At 41.7% G+C, this 18,809-nt stretch carries 13 protein-coding genes; 9 read left to right on the top strand and 4 right to left on the bottom strand.

What is annotated here, in order from left to right:
• Window positions 1-3 precede the first annotated feature (3 nt).
• Both zwf and gnd read right to left on the bottom strand, forming a co-directional pair.
• Window positions 4-1,470, bottom strand: coding sequence for a glucose-6-phosphate dehydrogenase (zwf, locus tag B9Y81_RS10265; protein WP_085536848.1), 1,467 nt, complete (start codon window positions 1,468-1,470; stop codon window positions 4-6).
• A gap of 11 nt (window positions 1,471-1,481) precedes the next feature.
• Window positions 1,482-2,936: a decarboxylating NADP(+)-dependent phosphogluconate dehydrogenase gene (gnd, locus tag B9Y81_RS10270; RefSeq protein ID WP_085536849.1), complete on the bottom strand. Its 1,455-nt coding sequence runs from the start codon at window positions 2,934-2,936 to the stop codon at window positions 1,482-1,484.
• 137 nt (window positions 2,937-3,073) lie between these two features.
• Between gnd and B9Y81_RS10275 the strand changes: the two genes are divergently transcribed.
• From B9Y81_RS10275 to B9Y81_RS10285, 3 genes are read left to right on the top strand one after another with little or no spacing between them, the layout of a single operon-like run.
• A complete protein-coding gene (locus B9Y81_RS10275; RefSeq protein WP_085536850.1) occupies window positions 3,074-4,936 on the top strand; it encodes an SLC13 family permease in 1,863 nt (620 codons plus the stop codon).
• Window positions 4,937-4,996: 60 nt separating this feature from the next.
• Complete coding sequence (locus B9Y81_RS10280) at window positions 4,997-5,956, top strand: DUF2156 domain-containing protein (protein ID WP_085536851.1); 960 nt, start codon at window positions 4,997-4,999, stop codon at window positions 5,954-5,956.
• On the top strand, window positions 5,910-6,782 hold the full coding sequence (locus B9Y81_RS10285; protein WP_085536852.1) for a GNAT family N-acetyltransferase: 873 nt from the start codon (window positions 5,910-5,912) through the stop codon (window positions 6,780-6,782). Before B9Y81_RS10280 ends, B9Y81_RS10285 begins: the two co-directional genes overlap by 47 nt.
• Window positions 6,783-6,794: 12 nt before the next feature.
• Here the strand turns inward: B9Y81_RS10285 and B9Y81_RS10290 are convergent, their stop codons facing one another.
• Window positions 6,795-8,129 (bottom strand): sigma-54-dependent transcriptional regulator, encoded by a 1,335-nt coding sequence (locus B9Y81_RS10290; protein WP_085537750.1) that lies wholly within the window; start codon window positions 8,127-8,129, stop codon window positions 6,795-6,797.
• A 197-nt stretch (window positions 8,130-8,326) separates the two neighbouring features.
• Here B9Y81_RS10290 and prmA point away from each other — a divergent pair, with 197 nt between their 5' ends.
• Entirely contained in the window at window positions 8,327-9,184 is an 858-nt protein-coding gene (gene prmA / locus B9Y81_RS10295) for a 50S ribosomal protein L11 methyltransferase (protein WP_085536853.1), read from the top strand.
• A gap of 157 nt (window positions 9,185-9,341) precedes the next feature.
• A complete protein-coding gene (locus B9Y81_RS10300) occupies window positions 9,342-10,304 on the top strand; it encodes a hypothetical protein (RefSeq protein ID WP_085536854.1) in 963 nt (320 codons plus the stop codon).
• A gap of 311 nt (window positions 10,305-10,615) precedes the next feature.
• Here the strand turns inward: B9Y81_RS10300 and B9Y81_RS10305 are convergent, their stop codons facing one another.
• On the bottom strand, window positions 10,616-14,701 hold the full coding sequence (locus tag B9Y81_RS10305) for a hybrid sensor histidine kinase/response regulator transcription factor (RefSeq protein WP_085536855.1): 4,086 nt from the start codon (window positions 14,699-14,701) through the stop codon (window positions 10,616-10,618).
• Between the two features lie 188 nt (window positions 14,702-14,889).
• Between B9Y81_RS10305 and B9Y81_RS10310 the strand changes: the two genes are divergently transcribed.
• The 4 genes from B9Y81_RS10310 to B9Y81_RS10320 are packed head-to-tail and all read left to right on the top strand — an operon-like array spanning window position 14,890 to window position 18,337.
• The gene (locus tag B9Y81_RS10310) at window positions 14,890-16,176 is read left to right on the top strand and encodes a phenylacetate--CoA ligase family protein (protein WP_085536856.1); all 1,287 of its coding nucleotides are present in this window, start codon (window positions 14,890-14,892) and stop codon (window positions 16,174-16,176) included.
• A 30-nt stretch (window positions 16,177-16,206) separates the two neighbouring features.
• Window positions 16,207-16,632 (top strand): acetolactate synthase, encoded by a 426-nt coding sequence (locus B9Y81_RS10315; protein WP_085536857.1) that lies wholly within the window; start codon window positions 16,207-16,209, stop codon window positions 16,630-16,632.
• A gap of 17 nt (window positions 16,633-16,649) precedes the next feature.
• Window positions 16,650-16,787 (top strand): symporter small accessory protein, encoded by a 138-nt coding sequence (locus B9Y81_RS15515; RefSeq protein WP_394335440.1) that lies wholly within the window; start codon window positions 16,650-16,652, stop codon window positions 16,785-16,787.
• Window positions 16,784-18,337: a sodium:solute symporter family protein gene (locus B9Y81_RS10320; RefSeq protein ID WP_085536858.1), complete on the top strand. Its 1,554-nt coding sequence runs from the start codon at window positions 16,784-16,786 to the stop codon at window positions 18,335-18,337. The genes B9Y81_RS15515 and B9Y81_RS10320 overlap by 4 nt, the downstream gene beginning before the upstream one ends.
• The last annotated feature ends 472 nt before the right edge of the window (window positions 18,338-18,809 follow it).

The raw sequence follows: 18,809 nt of genomic DNA on the forward strand, positions 1-18,809 counted from the left end.
GAATTAAAAATGACATCCACAATCCGAGTCCGGGGTAGCACCCAACCGAAACGTTTCTTTCGGACCGTTTGATCCCGGTTCGTACGGAAAGAGTCCTTCCACTCCTTTATTTTTCCAATGTTGCAAAATAGGATCGATAAACTTCCAACTTGCTTCGAGGGCGTCGCTACGGGCGTAAAGAGTAGAATCGCCCAACATGGCATCCAACAGCAGTCGCTCGTAAGCATCCGGCAAAGAAGCCGAAGCCAACGAATCATAACGGAAGTCCATACCCACTTGTTTTACCTTGAAGCCTGCCCCCGGCATCTTCAGTCCGAAGCGCAGTGTAATACTCTCATCCGGTTGTATGCGGATAACCAAGCGGTTGCACGATCCTCCGGAACACTGACCTACAAAAAGCGTATGCGGTGTTGAGCGGAAATTTATGATTACTTCCGAAGTTTTAGCCGGCAGTTTCTTTCCTGTAAAGAAATAGAACGGAACGCCGCTCCAACGCCAGTTATCGATGAAGAATTTCATACCAACGTAAGTTTCCGTCTCCGAGTTCGGATTCACATTTTCCTCTTTACGATACCCCTCATACTGTCCGCGAACCACCATGTCGTCCATTTCCCACTTTTCGTAATGACGCACCGCGCGGAATACTTTTACAATTTCATCTCGTATCGGTTCCGGGTCGAACACCGAAGGCGATTCCATAGCCACAAAAGACATTAACTGCATCAGGTGGTTTTGTATCATATCTTTCATTGCCCCGACAGTATCGTAGTATCCACCCCGTTTTTCAACACCAAGTGTTTCAGCAGCGGAGATTTCGATCGAGTCGATATAATTTCTATTCCACAACGGTTCGAAAATACCATTCGAAAAACGGAGAACCAAAATATTCTGTACTGTTTCCTTCCCCAGGTAATGGTCTATACGATAAATCTCCTCTTCCTTAAATATACTACGGAGGTGTTCATTCAGCGCGCGAGCCGATTCATAGCTTGTACCGAACGGTTTTTCAACAACAATGCGGCGATACCCGGTTTTGTCGGCCGCGCGATGCATCCGGTTATCCTTCAAACATTGCGGAATAACTTCATACATGGACGGCGGCGTGGCCAGGTAGTACACAACCTTATCCGGAAGGTCTTCCTGCTCACGAAGTTCTTTCAGGCGTTTCTTCAACGTCGGATACTCCGTTGTGTCTGACGAATTAAAAGCAACATAGTAAACGTGCTTCAAAAAGTTGTCCAGCGTAGCTTCGTCCAGGTTCTTCTTTTGAACAGAAGGCAGGAGATGGTTGCGTTGTTGTTCACGAAACTCTTCGTCCGTATAAGCCGTTCGAGAAGCACCTAATATAACCAACCGGTCGGGCAGCAGTCCGCGCAAAAATAGTTCGTAAAGAGAAGGCAGGAGCTTACGACCCGTTAAGTCGCCCGAAGCTCCGAATATAACAAGTATTTGATTATCTGCTTTTATCATTTCACTATCATTTATACATTATACGTTCCCGAAACTGTCTTTCCACCTTTACCGGTCCAGTCGGTATGGAAAAACTTACCGGGCTCGCTATCCACACGTTCGTAGGTATGAGCTCCGAAATAATCACGCTGCGCCTGTATCAGATTAGCAGCCGAGTGCAACGTGCGTAGTCCGTCAAAGTAACTCAACGCCGCGCTCATGGAAGGCAACGCGATACCGCTCAGTGCTCCTTCGGCCACTACCTTTCTCAGTGAAGGCATTGCCGCTTCTATCTTACCCTGAAAGAAAGCGTCAAACAACAAATTCTCCAACGAAGGATTCTTTCGGTAAGCTTCCGTAATTTTATTCAGGAAAGCAGAACGGATAATGCAACCCTTTCGCCAAATACTTGCGATTGAACCGTAATCCAGTTCCCATTCGTAATGTGCCGAAGCACGACTCATCAAGGAAAATCCTTGTGCGTATGAAATCAATTTAGCAGCATAAAGCGCTTGCTCCACATCCGTTTCAGTAATCAAACTGTCGTTTGCTGTAGGAGCAGCGTATATCGAAGAAGCCTTCTTCCTTTCGTCCGCAAGCGCGGAAAGCAAACGGGCGTAAACCGCTTCGGTGATCAGCGTCAGCGGATCGTTTTCGTTCAATGCCGTAATGGCACTCCATTTACCGGTACCTTTTTGCCCGGCAACGTCACGTATTTTATCAAGCAGATGCGTACCGTCTTCATCACGATAACGAAGGATAGCCGCCGTAATCTCCACCAGAAAACTATCAAGATCACCTTTGTTCCATTTTTCAAACACACCGGCCAAGGCATCATTATCCAAACCTTTGCGATGTTTCAACACGGCATAAGCCTCGGTGATCAACTGCATATCGCCGTATTCGATCCCGTTATGAACCATCTTCACAAAATGTCCGGCACCGCCTTTTCCCATCCACTGGCAACAAGGCGCGCCATCATCCGCTTTCGCGGCTATCCCCTGAAGCACATCCTTCACCAAAGGCCAAGCATCAACAGCTCCCCCGGGCATAATCGACGGACCGTTCAAGGCGCCCTCTTCACCACCCGAAACGCCGGATCCAACGAAGTAGAAGCCTTTACTTTCCAAGTATTTCACACGGCGTTCCGTATCGGGAAAATCTGAATTACCTCCATCAATCACCACATCACCGGGAGATAAATAAGGTATTAATTGTTCGATCAGCTCATCTACCGGCGAACCGGCTTTAACCATCATCATTATTTTGCGTGGCTTCGCTATAGAATTAACAAATTCGTCAATAGAATGCGTACCAATGAAATTTTTGCCTTTAGCACGTCCGTTAATAAAACGGTCAACAACGCCCTCTTCTCCCGGAAAATTCCGATTAAATACGGAGACCGTAAAACCTTTACTTTCCATATTCAACGCCAGGTTTTCGCCCATCACGGCAAGTCCGATCAATCCTACATTTGAAGTCTTCATAAACTCACTATTCTATTTATGTTATTTATATTATTCTTATCTTTGTTCAAAAAAAATCAACAGTTAAAGGTACATATTAGTTTTTAGTCCAAACCAAATAGCGTCAATAACTTTCATCTATTAATTAATTAACATTTATGATAACGACACTTATCATTCTCGCTTTGTCGATGATCTTTTTCATACATGGAAAGATTCGTGCCGACATCGTCGCTCTATGCGCATTAGTTCTTTTGATGGTTTTTAACATCCTAACCCCCGATGAAGCTTTATCCGGTTTCTCCAACTCAGTTGTAATCATGATGATCGGATTATTTGTTGTTGGTGGTGCCATTTTCAAAACAGGCCTCGCAAAAATGATCAGTAGCCGTTTGCTGCAACTTGCCGGTAAAAGCGAATTAAAACTACTTATTCTCATCATGGTGGTAACCGCTTCTATCGGAGCCTTTGTAAGTAATACAGGAACAGTGGCACTCATGCTTCCAATCGTTGTAAGTATGGCAGTAGGTGCCGGAATAAGTCCAAGTCGCCTGCTAATGCCTTTAGCCTTCGCCAGCAGCTTAGGGATAGCAACCCTGATCAGTACCCCTCCTAACTTGGTGGTACACGGTGCTCTGTTAGATGCCGGCTATAAAGGATTGTCATTCTTTTCATTTACGCCGGTAGGTATTATCTGTCTTGTCGTGGGTATCCTGATGATGATTCCGATGAGTAAATGGTTTTTAGACAAGAAAGACCATAAACCAAAAGAAAACACAGGCAAAGCCAAAACACAAGATGAATTGATCAAGAAATATCAACTTTCAGAAAATCTATTCCGTATCTGTGTAACCCGGAATTCACCGGTTTGCGATCACAAACTTCAGGAACTCAATATCACGCAAAGATTTAATATTACGATTCTTGAAATAAGAAGGAAATCGTCTACTACCGGACGATTCATGAAAACGGTTGATCAACGGTTGGCCGGTCCTGATACCGAAATAAAAGAGAATGATATACTGTATGTGTTCGGCGAATTTGAAAATGTGGAAAAATTCGTAGAAGACAACAGCCTGGAACTAACGGATGTAACAGTTACAGAATTCTCCGGCGAATCATCTAATGAGAAATTAAGCGTACGTGAGATCGGTATCGCGGAAGTTCTTGTGCTTGCCGAATCAACATTAGTAAACAAAGCGGTTAAAGAATCCGGATTCAGGGATGATTATTCGGTAAACATCTTGGGTGTGGAACGCCGTGGAGAATACATGCTAAATGATGTTAAGGATGTAAAGATACACCCGGGAGACGTAATCCTGATACAAGGAAGCTGGGACAATATCACGCGATTAAGTAAAAATCAAACGGATTGGATCGTTTTAGGACAACCGCTCGAAGAAGCTGCAAAAGTAACCCTCGACTATAAAGCTCCCGTTGCCGCGGCAATCATGCTTCTGATGGTTGCCATCATGGTGTTCGACTTCATCCCCATTCCCGGTGTTGCCGCGGTTATTATTGCCGCGATCCTGATGGTACTGACCGGCTGTTTCAAGAATGTGGAAGAAGCCTATAAAACAATTAACTGGGAAAGTATCGTGCTGATCGGAGCCATGCTTCCTATGTCGCTCGCGTTACAGAAAACAGGAGTATCTTCGTTTATATCGGAACAGTTAGTAACGCAGTTAGGAGGACACAGTCCGATGCTGCTGCTTGCGGGAATCTATCTGACTACTTCGGCTTTGACTTTATTCATCAGCAACACAGCTACAGCGGTATTGCTCGCTCCTATTGCCATGCAATCGGCACAGGCCATGGACACAAGCCCATATCCTTATCTGATTGCCGTAGCCGTATCAGCCAGTATGTGTTTTGCATCTCCTTTTTCAACACCACCCAACGCGTTGGTTATGACGGCCGGTAAATACACATTTATGGATTATGTAAAAGTAGGACTCCCACTGCAGATTGTGATGGCAATTATCATGATACTGGTTCTTCCTTTACTATATCCTTTTTAAACAAAAGGGTTCCTTTAGTAGTTGTATAAAGGAATTGTTAGTAATCGAAAGGAAATTAGAATGGTATCGTTTAAACCCATAACTATAGACGATAAAGACATAATCACGTCTTATACGTTTAATAGCATTTATCGTAATTGTGATTTTTCATTTGCAAATATGTGTAGCTGGCGTTTTCTGTACGACAGCGAATATGCATTATCAGGCGGTTTTTTACTCATCCGGTTTTGGATTGAGGAAAAAAGCCGCCTGGCTTATATGTTCCCCATCGGAAACGGAGATTTAAAACAAGCGATCTGCACTATTGAAAAAGATTCTCTTGCTAACGGACATCCGTTATTATTACTCGGTGTATCTCCGGAAGCAAAAGAATTGGCCGACAAAGTATTCCCTGAACAGTTTGTTTACCTTGCTGAGCGGGATTATTTTGATTATATCTACCTGCGCGAGGATTTGATTAATCTGCGGGGTAAGAGATTTCAATCCAAACGAAATCACATCAATAATTTCAAGAAATCGTATAACTACACGTATAAACCGCTTACTCCGGAAATTGTACCCCAATGCTTGGAACTGGAGCGAAAATGGTACAAAAGCAACAATACGGAAGAGGACGGTGAAGAGCTATCCAACGAGCGAAGATCAATGACCTATGCTTTGCAGAATTACGAAAAACTTGGAATTATCGGTGGAGCTTTGTATGTTGATGACAAAATAGTAGCTTTCAGCTATGGCGCACCCATCAATCAGGATACTTTTGGCGTGCATGTTGAAAAAGCGGATATTAATTTCGACGGTGCTTATGCAGCTATCAATCAGGAATTCGCGGCACATATCCCCGAATTTTTCACTTACCTGAACAGAGAAGAAGACCTTGGAATTCCGGGACTACGGAAAGCCAAACTTTCCTATCATCCTACTATTCTTTTGGAGAAAAACGGAGCTGTTAAGAAACCCGGTAAAGGTTGTTGTGATGAAAAAACAAGAGACAGAGACACTATGGCGTGTATGCTTCTCTGATACGGAAGCGTTCATTCGTCTGTTTTTCGACGAAGTTTATCAGGAAGAAAATGCGCTTGTAATTGAGAAGCAGGGAGAGATTGTATCTGCCCTGCATCTTATTCCCTACACCATGATGCTGAACGAAATGGAGTTTCCCGTATCTTATATTTGTGGTGTAGGAACGCATCCGGATCAACGTGGTAACGGCTTAATGGAACAACTTATGAAAGAAGCCGAAGAAGAATTGAAGCACAGAAACATTCCGCTTGCTTTTTTAATCCCCGCCGAAGCCTGGTTGTTCGACATCTACAGAAAATACGGGTATAAGGAGGCTTTCTCTTATTGTTTGGAGACTTATTTACCTCAACCTCTTGCTTTATCTGACTCTATCCATATCTCAGCGGCAGAAACCACAGTACCCGGATTATACCCCTATTTTGACAAGAAACTAAGAGAACGTACGGCTTGTGTATTGCATTCGGAAGCAGACTTTACTGTTATCAGGAAAGACCTTGCCATCAGCAAAGGCCTATTACTTATTGCCAGAGATCTTAACAACAAGGTAGTAGGTATGGCATTCGGAGTACCTGAGGAAGATGGGAAATCAGCTTTTGTTATGGAACTGCTTTATGACAATGATTCGGTAAAGGAAAAACTGCTTTACGCAACAGCAAAACAGTTTAATGTTGCGGAAGTAAACTACCAGACTCCGGCAAGCATCAGACCTGCCCAACTAAAAGGCATGGCTAAAATAATTGACAACCATTTTTTTAAGGATAAGGGAATAGATATTGAGTCGCTATTTAACGACAAACAAGGCTTCATGTCATTGATGCTTGACTGATACGCAAAAAATCTATTCTATTTTTAAAAGCCGAAGTTTATTATACAGCGTTTTCCGGTCTATACCCAGTAGTTTCGCTGCCTGAGATTTATTGTTGCCTGTTTCCTGCAGAGCTCTAATAATTAAAACCCGCTCATGATCCTCACTTTTCAACTGCGTAACCCCATGAGGTTCATCTTCCCCTTTAGTCGTGGTAAGTTCCTCCGGCAGATCGGTTAACGTGATAAACTTTCCCGCGGCCAATAACGTTCCGTACTTAACAGCATTCTTCATTTCCCTGAGATTTCCGGGCCATGAATAAGAAGAAAATAATTTAATAACCTCTTCGTCAAACCCTATGATGGATTTATTCAAATCGGTATTGGCCTGGTCAAGAAAATGGTTGGCAAAAAGGATAATATCTTCCGAGCGCTCTTTCAGACTGGGTATACGTATGGTAAATTCGTTAATACGGTGATACAGGTCTTCCCTGAAATCGCCTTTTTCAATAGCCTGACGAAGGTTCTCATTTGTAGCGGAAATCAGGCGGAGGTTTATAGGTATCTCCTCATTACTACCGATAGGCTTCACTTTTCTTTCCTGCAGCGCACGTAATAATTGCACCTGCACTTCATAGGTAAGGTTGCCAATCTCATCCAAGAAGATGGTACCTCCATCCGCTGCGACAAAAGCACCCGTTTTATTATCGATCGCACCGGTGAATGATCCTTTCATGTGTCCGAAAAACTCCGACGCGGCAAGATCTTTCGGAATAGCCCCACAATCAACCGCAATAAAGGGTGCTTGCGAACGCAAACTCTGGCTATGGATCAATCTGGCGATATATTCTTTGCCCGTTCCACTGTTTCCGTTGATCAACACAGACATATCTGTGGGAGAGACCAGCTTTACATGGTCGTACATCTGAAGCGCGTTTATACTCTTTCCATGTATAAAATCGTCGTTTTTCTCTTCCGTATTGGGTTTAGTGAAAGAGTTGGAAGAAACATTCACGGCACAGATTTCTTCAATTTTCTGAAGAAGTTCCTGCGGATTTATCGGTTTTGAAATATAATCGGAAGCACCTAATTTAATCGCTTGAACAGCGGTTTGAATCTCGGCATAGCCGGTCATTACAATCACAGGTAACGAAAAGCCCTTTTCTTCCAACCAACGAAGCAATTCTATTCCATCACCATCCGGCAATCGCAAGTCCGACAAAATAACATCAACTGTTTTTTGTGCAATGATTCGCTTAGCTTCGGAAATTGTTGTAACAGAATTAACATCAAAACCCTTCTTTTTCAGCCAAGTCGACAACATTAAGGAGAAAGTTATGTCGTCTTCCACAATCAGTATTGGCCGCATAGTCATATTATTATCTATTGTTTACAAAAATAATCAAATAAGAATAATTCTTCCGTATTTTAGGTCTGCTATTTTACAGGTTTTTAAAAATATGCCTTAAAATTAAACAAACCTATTCAGTAAATGATAGAATGTGAAAAAGATTATTAATATTGTACTACTTTTACATATTATTAATTGATTTACTCAGCTACTCTATGGATTATTACTGTTTAAAAATAACTTTCACGTCTTCACTTCCTTCAGAAATCATTACAGATGTTCTTTCTTCAGAACTGGGCGAAATCGGATTTGAGAGTTTTGACGCAAAGGAAGATGCCTTCTATGCTTACGTTCCTGTTACGCTATACAACCAAACGTTGATTGCACAAAAACTGATCGAATTTCCTCTTGAAGATGTTACTTTCCATTATGATCTGGAACTTGTAAAAGCAAAAAACTGGAATGAGGAATGGGAGAAAAACTATTTCCAACCTATCCGAATCGGCGATCAGTGTATTATCAGAGCATCATTTCATGCAGAAGAGCCGGGTTTCTCGCATACACTTTTAATCGATCCTAAAATGGCATTCGGAACAGGCAATCACGACACAACTCGATTAATGATTACCGAATTGCTGGAAACCGACCTGGCCGGCAAAACCGTACTCGATATGGGATGTGGCACAGCCGTTCTCGCTATTCTTGCACGCAAATTGGGAGCAGCCGAAACAACGGCTATCGATATAGACGAGTGGGCTTACGAAAACGCTTTAGAAAACATTTCGTTAAACAACGTGAGTGGCATTGACGTAAAATTAGGTGGAGCAGAACAAATTGGAGCATACTCAACCTTCGATTTAATACTCGCCAACATCAACCGGAATATTCTTCTGAACGATATGCATTATTACGCGAACGCTTTGAAACCGGGGGCTTTACTTTTCATGAGCGGTTTTTATACCGAAGATATCCCTATGCTTGAAAACGAAGCCCGCAAAAACAATCTTACGCTGATTAAACAAAAAGAATCAAATAAATGGGCGATGATGTTATGTTCTAAAAATAATGCTTAGTTGATCTACAAATCAATTAAGCACATCAAACTCTGACGAAACAAACCGTTTTTTTGCTACAAAACACACATTTACAATAACAAAAACTCACTGATTCCCCACTTTTGACTAATATAAAGTTGTATTTTTACTCAAACAACAGTGAATATTCTATAATATGAGAAATCCTTCGAATAAACTTATAGAAGATATCATAAAAGAGAAATCGCACAAAGACGATAAACTCGTTGATATTATTATGGAGACCCTTTCCTTAGGTAAAGAAGCTGCTTATCGCAGATTGCGTGGAGAGGTGCCCTATACACTTGACGATATACTAATAATAGCCGCCAAATTTAATATTTCATTAGATGCTATTATTGGACGTAAGCAACATGGCGCTGTTTTAATAAACGCTGATATAATCGATATTGACGATCCGGTCTATTCTTACAACAAGTACCTGTTATCTCAAACAGCCATATTCAAAGAAGTAACCAGACGTGAAAACGGAAAAGCGTTTATGGCGTTCAACCTGATTCCGTATGTGCTTTATTCGAATTATCAAACACTGCATAAGTTCAGACTTTACAGGTGGATACATCAAATGAATGCTTCCGGAAATCAGCTTTCATTTAAAGACACGCATCTTCTTGACGAAGTGTGGGCTACGAATCAGACAGCTTTAAAAGAATTTTCGCGTATACAACACGTCGACTTCATTTTCGACAAAGAACTATTCCTGAATCAGGTAAAGGAAATTCTTCTTTTTGTGCAGCTCAACTTAATAGACAAGGAAACCCTTGCACAACTTAAAAACGAGTTATTGCAACTTCTGGAAGATATTGAAGAAATGAGTTACACGTCTGCCCAAAAAGAAGTAACACGTTCTATTTTCATTGCCAACGTGAGTTTTGAAAGTTGCTACCTGTTCTTCGAAGCAGACGATTATTGTATGTCCGGACTGAGAACTTTGGGCATTAGCGTAATCACTTCGCAAGACGCCTGGTTATGCCAGCAACAAAGAAGGTGGATCGAATCGCTTAAACGGTATTCTACGTTAATATCTGTCAGCGGAGAAATTAATCGCTTAGCATTCATCAACAAGCAGAAAGAATACATCAAGATGCTCGACATTTAACAGGCAACGATCATTCTTCAGGATCAAAAAAACACCCGGTTGGGAACGACTATTTCTCTTGTTTTACAGCTAAAACAGGGCTGTTTTTTCGCGTTTCATATAGCTCTGATAATCAACACACTACATACATCAAAAAACATAAAGGTTATTTTTGAAAATATAAAGGTTATTTTTTGAAAAATAAAGGATATATTTTTATTCATATAGTAATGCAAAAAAATCGCTCCTTTTTAGCACCGGATTCGCATGCGCTGATCCGAAGGCGGAACAGACAAAAACACACACCCGATCAACCGGAAAAAACAGTTGATCTATTCTTTACGATTGCCGTAAAGAGAGGGTAAAATTCCGAATTCATCCTTAAAGTATTTTCTGAAATACTTCGGATTGTTGAATCCTACTTCATACGCAATTTCCGAAACGGTTAGCTGACTTTCCTGAAGCAGTTGAGCCGCGCGTTTCAGTCGTATGATACGAATAAACTCAATGGGTGTTTTTCCGGTCAGTGACGATAACTTTTTATACAGATGCACACGACTCATACCCAGTTCACGGCTCAGTTCCTCTACCGAGAAATCCGGGTCAGACATATGCTGTTCCGTGTACTCCAATGCTTTACGAATAAGCTTTTCATCCAAAGAGCTAACCGCTATTTTCGATGGTTCTATCTTTACCTGTTCCTGAAATTCTTTTTGGTTGTGCCTCCTCATTTCAACAATATTCCTGATTTTCACTTTCAGAATATTCAGGTTGAACGGCTTCGTTATATAATCGTCTGCTCCCGCAGTAAGTCCTTCGAGTTTACTTTCCTCACCACTTTTTGCCGTTAGGAGGATCAGCGGAATATGCGATGTCCGAATGTCGGCTTTCAATTGCTGACACAGTTCGACACCATCCATTAGCGGCATCATCACATCAGACAAAATCAGATCGGGAATCTCCGCGAGTGCAATTTCTTTTCCATCTACCCCATTAGAAGCCCGAAGCACAACATAGTCGTTTTTCAGTTGATCGGTAAGGAATGCAAGCAACTCGGCATTATCTTCAACCACCAACAGCTTAGGCAGTTCATTTTCCGTTGAAGTTTCCGAAACAAGTTGTTCTTCATCTTGCTCCGCTCCCTCCGTAAGTAGTGCATCCGAGTGTTCGGGAGCGTCGGAAACAATCGGTAGTATAAATTCAAAGAGACTGCCTTTTTCGGGCAATCTTTCTGCATGAACTTTTCCATGATGTAGCTCCACATATTCCTTTACGATATGCAAGCCTATGCCACTACCCTGATTATTATAATCTTTCGAAGGATTTACCTGATAGAAACGTTCAAAAATCTTTTCCAGATCTTCTTCCGGAATGCCCACTCCGTCGTCTTTTACGACAATCGAAAGAGACGAGTTATCCACCTGCCTTACATGTATAGAAACATGTCCTTCTTCGGGAGTAAACTTATAGGCATTTGACAATAAGTTCACCATAACTTTCGCCAATTTGTCGGGATCGAACCATATATGCAAAGCGGTTATCTCTGACGAGAACGTATAGTTGATCTGCTTCTTCTCCATCGCGTCGTTAAAAAGCGACGCTTGTTCATTTAAAAATCGGATGATATCTCCGTGAGATTGTTGTAGTTTGTGTGCGTTATCATCCAACTTCCTGAAATCAAGAAGCTGATTAACGAGTCTTAATAAGTTTTGCGCATTCCGATCAATTACGTCTAACAGACTTTTCTTCTCTTTGTCTTTCTCTTTACTCAAGAGTTCATCCAGCGGAGTAAGTATCAACGTAAGGGGAGTTCTGAACTCATGGCTTATATTGGTAAAGAACCGGAGCTTCATTTCGTCCATTTCCAACTGTTGCTTTGTTTTCAGTTTTTCCTGGGCATAAACCAGTTTTCTTTCCGCCTTTGCCGTCATTCGTTTTCTATACCATAATATTAACGCTATAACAAGGAACAAATAAATGAACCAGGCGGCGGCGGTATTCCAGAAAGGAGGACTGACCGTTATTTTTAAACGGATAGATTCCCTACTTTCCACGCCGTCGTTGTTAACCGCTTTCAGTCTGAACAGATAAGTTCCCGGACTCAGGTTGGTATAGGTTGCTTTCCTGCTGAAACGGTCTGCCTCCAACCACTGATCATTAAACCCTTCCAATTTATAGAAATAACGTGATTTATTTGGCATACAATAATCCAGAGCCGCAAACGTCAGCGAGATATAATTGTCGAAATATTTCAGTTTAATCTCATCGGTAATGTTTATACTTTTCGTTAACAACACCCGTCCATTATATTTTTCTTCCGGCTTAATGCTCTTATTGTAAATCTGAAAATCCGTAATTACCACCTTGGGTGGGTTTGTGTTATAACTGATCTGAGACGGAATAAAAAGATTAAAGCCCGAAATTCCTCCGAAGAGTAATTCAGACTTGGATGTTATATAAGCGGCATTGTAATTAAACTGCTCGCCCTGTAACCCTTCGGAGCTGTCGTAGTTCATTATATTAAAGAAGTAACCGGGTGTTTCCACATTCGTTGTCACCTTCACACAAGAAAGCCCACGGTTGGTCGACACCCATATATTATTATCCGAATCCTCCAGAACACTTTGTATCAGATCGGAAGACAGCCCGTTGGCTTCGGTGAATAGCTCTACTTTTTTAGAGTAGGGATTAAAAACAAACAACCCATTGCGCGTTCCGATCCACAAGAGGCCGCGACTGTCTTCACACAGGTAGTTAATATCATTTCTACTTAGCTGTACTTCATTAAAAATCTCGGGCTCATACAATTCCAATATTTCTTTCTCGAAATCATACAAGTACAGCCCGCTTTGAGCACCCACAAACATACCTCCCAAGCGACGTTTCACCAAGGCATACACCGAACCATTCGTTTCAAGATGCTTAATTATTTTATGAGTAGCAACATCGATCAAGAGAACCCCTCCACGCAATGTGCCAACCCAAAGATGCCCATCCCGATCATTTTCCAACACCCAGGCATTATTATCGGTCAATCCATCAGACTTTTGCGTGTCGTAGGTGTAATTTGTGAACGTTTTTCCATCAAAACAGTCTAATCCTTCCAGGTAATACCCGATCCAGAGATGTCCGTTAACGTCTTCCTCAATCCCAACAATTACATCTCCCGCCGGCGAATTCGGATTATTCGGATTACGCTTGTATACGGTGTATGTTTCCTTTTTACGGTCGAAGAATAACAATCCTCCTCCATTAGTGCCGATCCAGAAATTTCCGTCTTTCGTTTCAAAAAAACAATTGATATCCTTATAAGGAATAGTAGACGATGAAATCAGTGATTTAAACTTATAAATACTCTCATGATAATAACAAACACCTTTCTTGTACGTTCCTAACCACATTATTCCGGTATCATCTTTATAGAGACTTTTAATCGTATTCTGAGCCAGACTAAGCGGATCGCTTTCATCATTTTTAATTACGGAAATTTCTCCGGTTTTTTTGTTCACCACATTTACTCCCCCATGGTCTGTGCCGATCCAAATATTGCCGGCATTATCTTCCTGTATTTCCGTAATAATATTATTTGTAATCCGATAATCGGAAGGAGCGTTAGCAGAATAAATCTGCCAGGTTGTACGCGAAGTGTTATAATGAGCAACTCCGAAATGAGAACCGATTCCATAAGCCCACACATCTCCCGAAGAATCTATAAAAAGTGTCATTTCCCGCTGATCCATTATGGAAGTCTTGCTTAATTTCAAAATCGTAGAATCCCGACTTATCACCTTATGGGTTTGGGCATCCATACATTCCAGCATTCCGTTATCCAGAAAAAACCAATACCGGTTTTTGCCTTGTTTTATATCCGCAATCAAGCCACGACTCAATCCGTCGGGGGTTCCTTGTTCAAAGATTTTCAGTTCTCCGGTTTTACTGTCATACAATCTTACATCCTCCCAGGTTACAAACCAGAAGTTTTTGCCTTCATCGATATAAACGCTCCAGAACTCTTCCGTACCGGCATATTTCTTAAATAAATCAGAGGGAGAATCTACAAAACGCTCGATACCCGGATCGTAAACCGTATATCCTAAACGGGTATTTAACCAAAGCCGGCCTTCCATATCTTCCTGAATGCGCCAGATATCATTATTAGAAGATAAGTTCGACTTTGTACTCAAGTCTTGTTTACAGGGAACCACCTCATAGCCGTCATAACGATTTAAGCCGGAAGGCGTTCCAAACCACATAAATCCCGAACGATCTTTAAAGATACATAGAACCTCACTGTTGGAAAGTCCGCGTTCCACATCGATGCGGTTAAATTTATATTCATTCGTTTCCTTAGCAAACAGCGTTTTGCTAATTCCTAATGCCAAGAAAAGGATACAAAACAACACACGTAGTTCATTCATGGTTTCTTACTATCTCAATATAGAATAACAAAGATAGATTATTCCTCTCATAATACCTTTCCGAAACATGCGAATAAGCAAAATCCCTGTTTTCTAAATGTTTTATCATATAATTCGCCTTGATTTAAAAAAATAAGATAATTTTGTGGTTATTTTCTATCATTTCAACACCCTAAAAACTTTACACCATGACATATTGGCAAGCAGACATGGAAACGATGAGTCGCGCCGATCTGGAGAAACTACAATTAAAACGTTTAAAGGAAACGATTCAGACAGCCGGCAATTCCACTTTTTACAACAAAGTATTCAAAGAACAAAAAATAACCCCCGACTCGATTCATTCTTTAGAAGATCTGAAAAGAATACCCTTTACTACAAAGGAAGATTTACGCAATAATTATCCTTTTGGTATGGCAGCAGTTCCTATTCAGAAATGTGTACGACTGCATTCATCAAGTGGTACTACCGGAAACCCCACAGTTGTTCTTCATTCGGCTAAAGACATTGACGAATGGGCAAACCAAGTGGCACGTTGCATGTATATGGTCGGTCTGCGCAATACGGATATCTTTCAGAACACATCCGGCTACGGCATGTTTACCGGAGGATTGGGGTTTCAGTATGGCGCGGAAAAATTAGGCGCGCTCACTGTTCCGGCAGCAGCAGGAAACAGTAAGAGACAACTTAAATTTATCGCGGATTTCGGCACCACCTGTTTACACATCATCCCCAGTTATGCCACAAGATTGGCAGAGGTTATGCAGGAATCAGGCATAGATCCAAGAAGAGACACAAAATTACATACGGTCTGTATCGGAGCCGAACCACATTCGGAAGAGCAACGCAAACGTATAGAAGAACTGCTCGGCGTGAAGGCGTATAATTGCTTCGGGATGTCGGAGATGAACGGTCCGGGTGTTGCTTTTGAATGTAAGGAACAAAACGGACTGCACATTTGGGAAGATTACGTAATTGTTGAGATTATCGACCCTATAACATTAGAACCCGTACCGGAAGGCGAAGTAGGAGAATTAGTGCTGACCGCCATCAACAGGGAAGCCATGCCTCTTTTGCGTTATCGCACGCGAGACCTGACGCGTATTATCCAGGGAAAATGCGCCTGCGGACGAACACACAAGCGAATCGATCGGTTCAAAGGCCGTAGTGACGACATGCTTATCTTAAAGGGGGTCAACCTCTTCCCTATCCAAATTGAAACAATCCTGATGAAGTTCAACGAGTTGGGAAACAACTACCTGATCACCATAGAAAACGACGAAATGCAGGTAGAGGTTGAACTGAGCGATTTGTTTACCGACGACTACAGCCAACTTCAACGGCTAACGAAAGAAGTTACCCGCCAACTAAAAGACGAGCTTCTTCTTACACCCAAATTAAAGTTGGTAGGCCGCGGCTCATTGCCTGTTCAGGAAGGTAAAGCGGTGCGCGTAAAAGACCTCCGAAAGTTTTAACTAAAGAATCATTCCTAAAAAAATACAATTATGACGATCAATCAGATTTCTATTTTTCTGGAGAACAAGTGTGGCAAACTAAGTCAGGTATTGGGTATTCTTACCGAAGCAAATATCGGAATAATCGCTGCAACAGTAGCCGACACGTCTGAGTACGGAATACTCCGTCTGATTTTAACCGACCCGGACAAAGCCTACGCCTTGTTCAAGGAGAACAACGTTACGGTAAGTAAAACCGAAGTACTGGCATTAGCGACCGATAGTTGCGCAGGCAGCTTTGCGAAGGTATTAGGCTGCTTTACTGAAGCCGGCATCAGCGTTGAATACATGTATTGTTTCTCGTTGAATGGTAAATCAATCCTTATCCTGAGAACCAATAATTCTTCGGATGCGCATGCTGTAGTAAAAAAACACAACCTCGAGTATATCTCTTCCGAAAACCTCAACAAAATTTAACAAGAAAAAATAACATTATGTTTGGAATAAATGACCCCGGAATCTGGATGGCCTATTTACTAACCTTTGCCTGTTTTGTATTTTCAATTGGTTATGGCATCGTTTTTTGGAACAAAGACAAAAGTAAAAACGATCAAAAGCACCAAGAAAAATGAGCACATTAGTTTTAGGGATCATCGTAATTATTTACATCTTCATATTAGCCTGGCTGGGCTGGTTAGGCTATAAACAAACAAAAAACTCCAGCGATTACCTTTTAGGAGATCGCAAGATAAATCCCATGATCATGGCGCTTTCTTATGGTGCCACTTTCATCTCTACTTCGGCAATTGTAGGTTTTGGAGGGGTAGCCGCTACCTTCGGTATGGGCATTCAATGGCTTTGTGCCTTAAACATGTTTATGGGAGTGATAATCGCTTTTATCTTTTTTGGCGGGAAAACGAGGCAACTCGGAGCAAAACATGACGCTCGCACCTTCCCTCAATTAATGGGGTCGCATTATGATTCACCACTGATCAAACGTATTTGCGCCGCGGTAATTTTTATCGGTATGCCTATATATGCCGCTGTTGTGATGAAAGGGGGCGCGGTTTTTATAGAGCAGGTGTTTAGCATGGATATGGATGTAGCTCTGCTTATTTTCACCGTGATCGTTGCCATTTACGTAATAAGCGGAGGTATAAAAGGAGTATTATATACAGATGCCTTGCAGGGCATAATCATGTTTATCAGTCTGCTGTTTATACTGATCTGGTTCTATAAGTCTATGGACATGGGTTTCATCGAAGCAAACCGTAACCTCACGAATATTGCGCATTTAGTGCCCGACCATTTAAGGGAACTGGGGCATCAGGGATGGACCGCCATGCCTGTAACAGGCTCTCCGCAGTGGTACACTTTAGTAACGTCGTTAATCATGGGAGTAGGGATAGGCTGTTTGGCACAACCGCAATTAGTGGTTCGCTTTATGATGGTAGAAAACGACAAGCAATTAAACCGGGGCATCCTGATCGGCTGCTTGTTTATATTCTTTACCGTAGGATCGATTTACCATGTGGGCGCCTTATCCAATCTGTTCTTTCTCAAAACCGAAGGCATGATCGCTTCCGAATTAGTAAAAGACATTGACCGTATCATACCTCTTTATATCGACAAAGCCATGCCCGATTGGTTCGGGGTTATTTTTATGCTTTGTATGCTTTCGGCCAGCATGTCTACACTAAGTGCGCAGTTCCATACAATGGGAGCAGCTTTCGGAGCCGATGCATTTCCTAAACTGGGACGTAGCAAAAACCCGAATTCCACAATCGCGATACGTATCGGAGTAACCCTGTTCATTGTTATTAGTTACACCATTTGCTACACGCTTAATGCCAGTGTCATCGCGCGGGGCACAGCTTTGTTTATGGGTGTATGTGCGGCAACCTTCCTACCGGTCTATTTCTGCTCATTATATTGCAAATGGGTAACCAAAGAAGGCGCTTTGGCCAGTATTTGCACCGGAGCTTTTGCCAGCATCTTCGCCATGCTGTTTTTGCATAAAGCAGAAGCTTCCGCTATCGGACTCTGCCGCGCTTTAACCGGACAAGACGTACTGATAGAAAGCTATCCATGGCCCATGATAGACCCGTTGCTATTTGCATTGCCCCTATCGGTTGCAGCAATTATTATAGTCAGTTTAGCTACAAAAAAGACCGCAAAATAGTCCTTTCGAAACTGATTATATTTTGTTATATGTTACAAAACACTATTTAACAGAATATATTGTGTATCTTATTGAAACACCCGTATATTTGCATCGTGGTTTTTTCATAATAGTATTAGATTTAAGGTTAACAAAGTTGGTTAGGGGTTGTCGGGAGACAGCCTTTAATTGTTTATAGGGGATTGATTTTTTCAATCCTTTTTTTATGCCTTTTTTTAGGAACTATAGGAATTTCGGATCAGCGGATTCTCCGGTTGACGACTAAGTAGCTTCTATCAAATTAACAATTCAAATTCTACGCTGAAAGGTCGGTTGTTTTTTACAATACTATATGTTTGAAAATATATCCTTTATTTTTCTGAAAATAACCTTTATCTTTTCAAAAATAACCTTTATGTTTTTCGGCATACACAATGTACTGATTATCAATAACGTATAGGGCTATTCAAAAACAGGAAGAAAAGTGCCGTTT

Source organism: Massilibacteroides vaginae, from assembly GCF_900178525.1.
Lineage (GTDB): Bacteria > Bacteroidota > Bacteroidia > Bacteroidales > Tannerellaceae > Massilibacteroides > Massilibacteroides vaginae.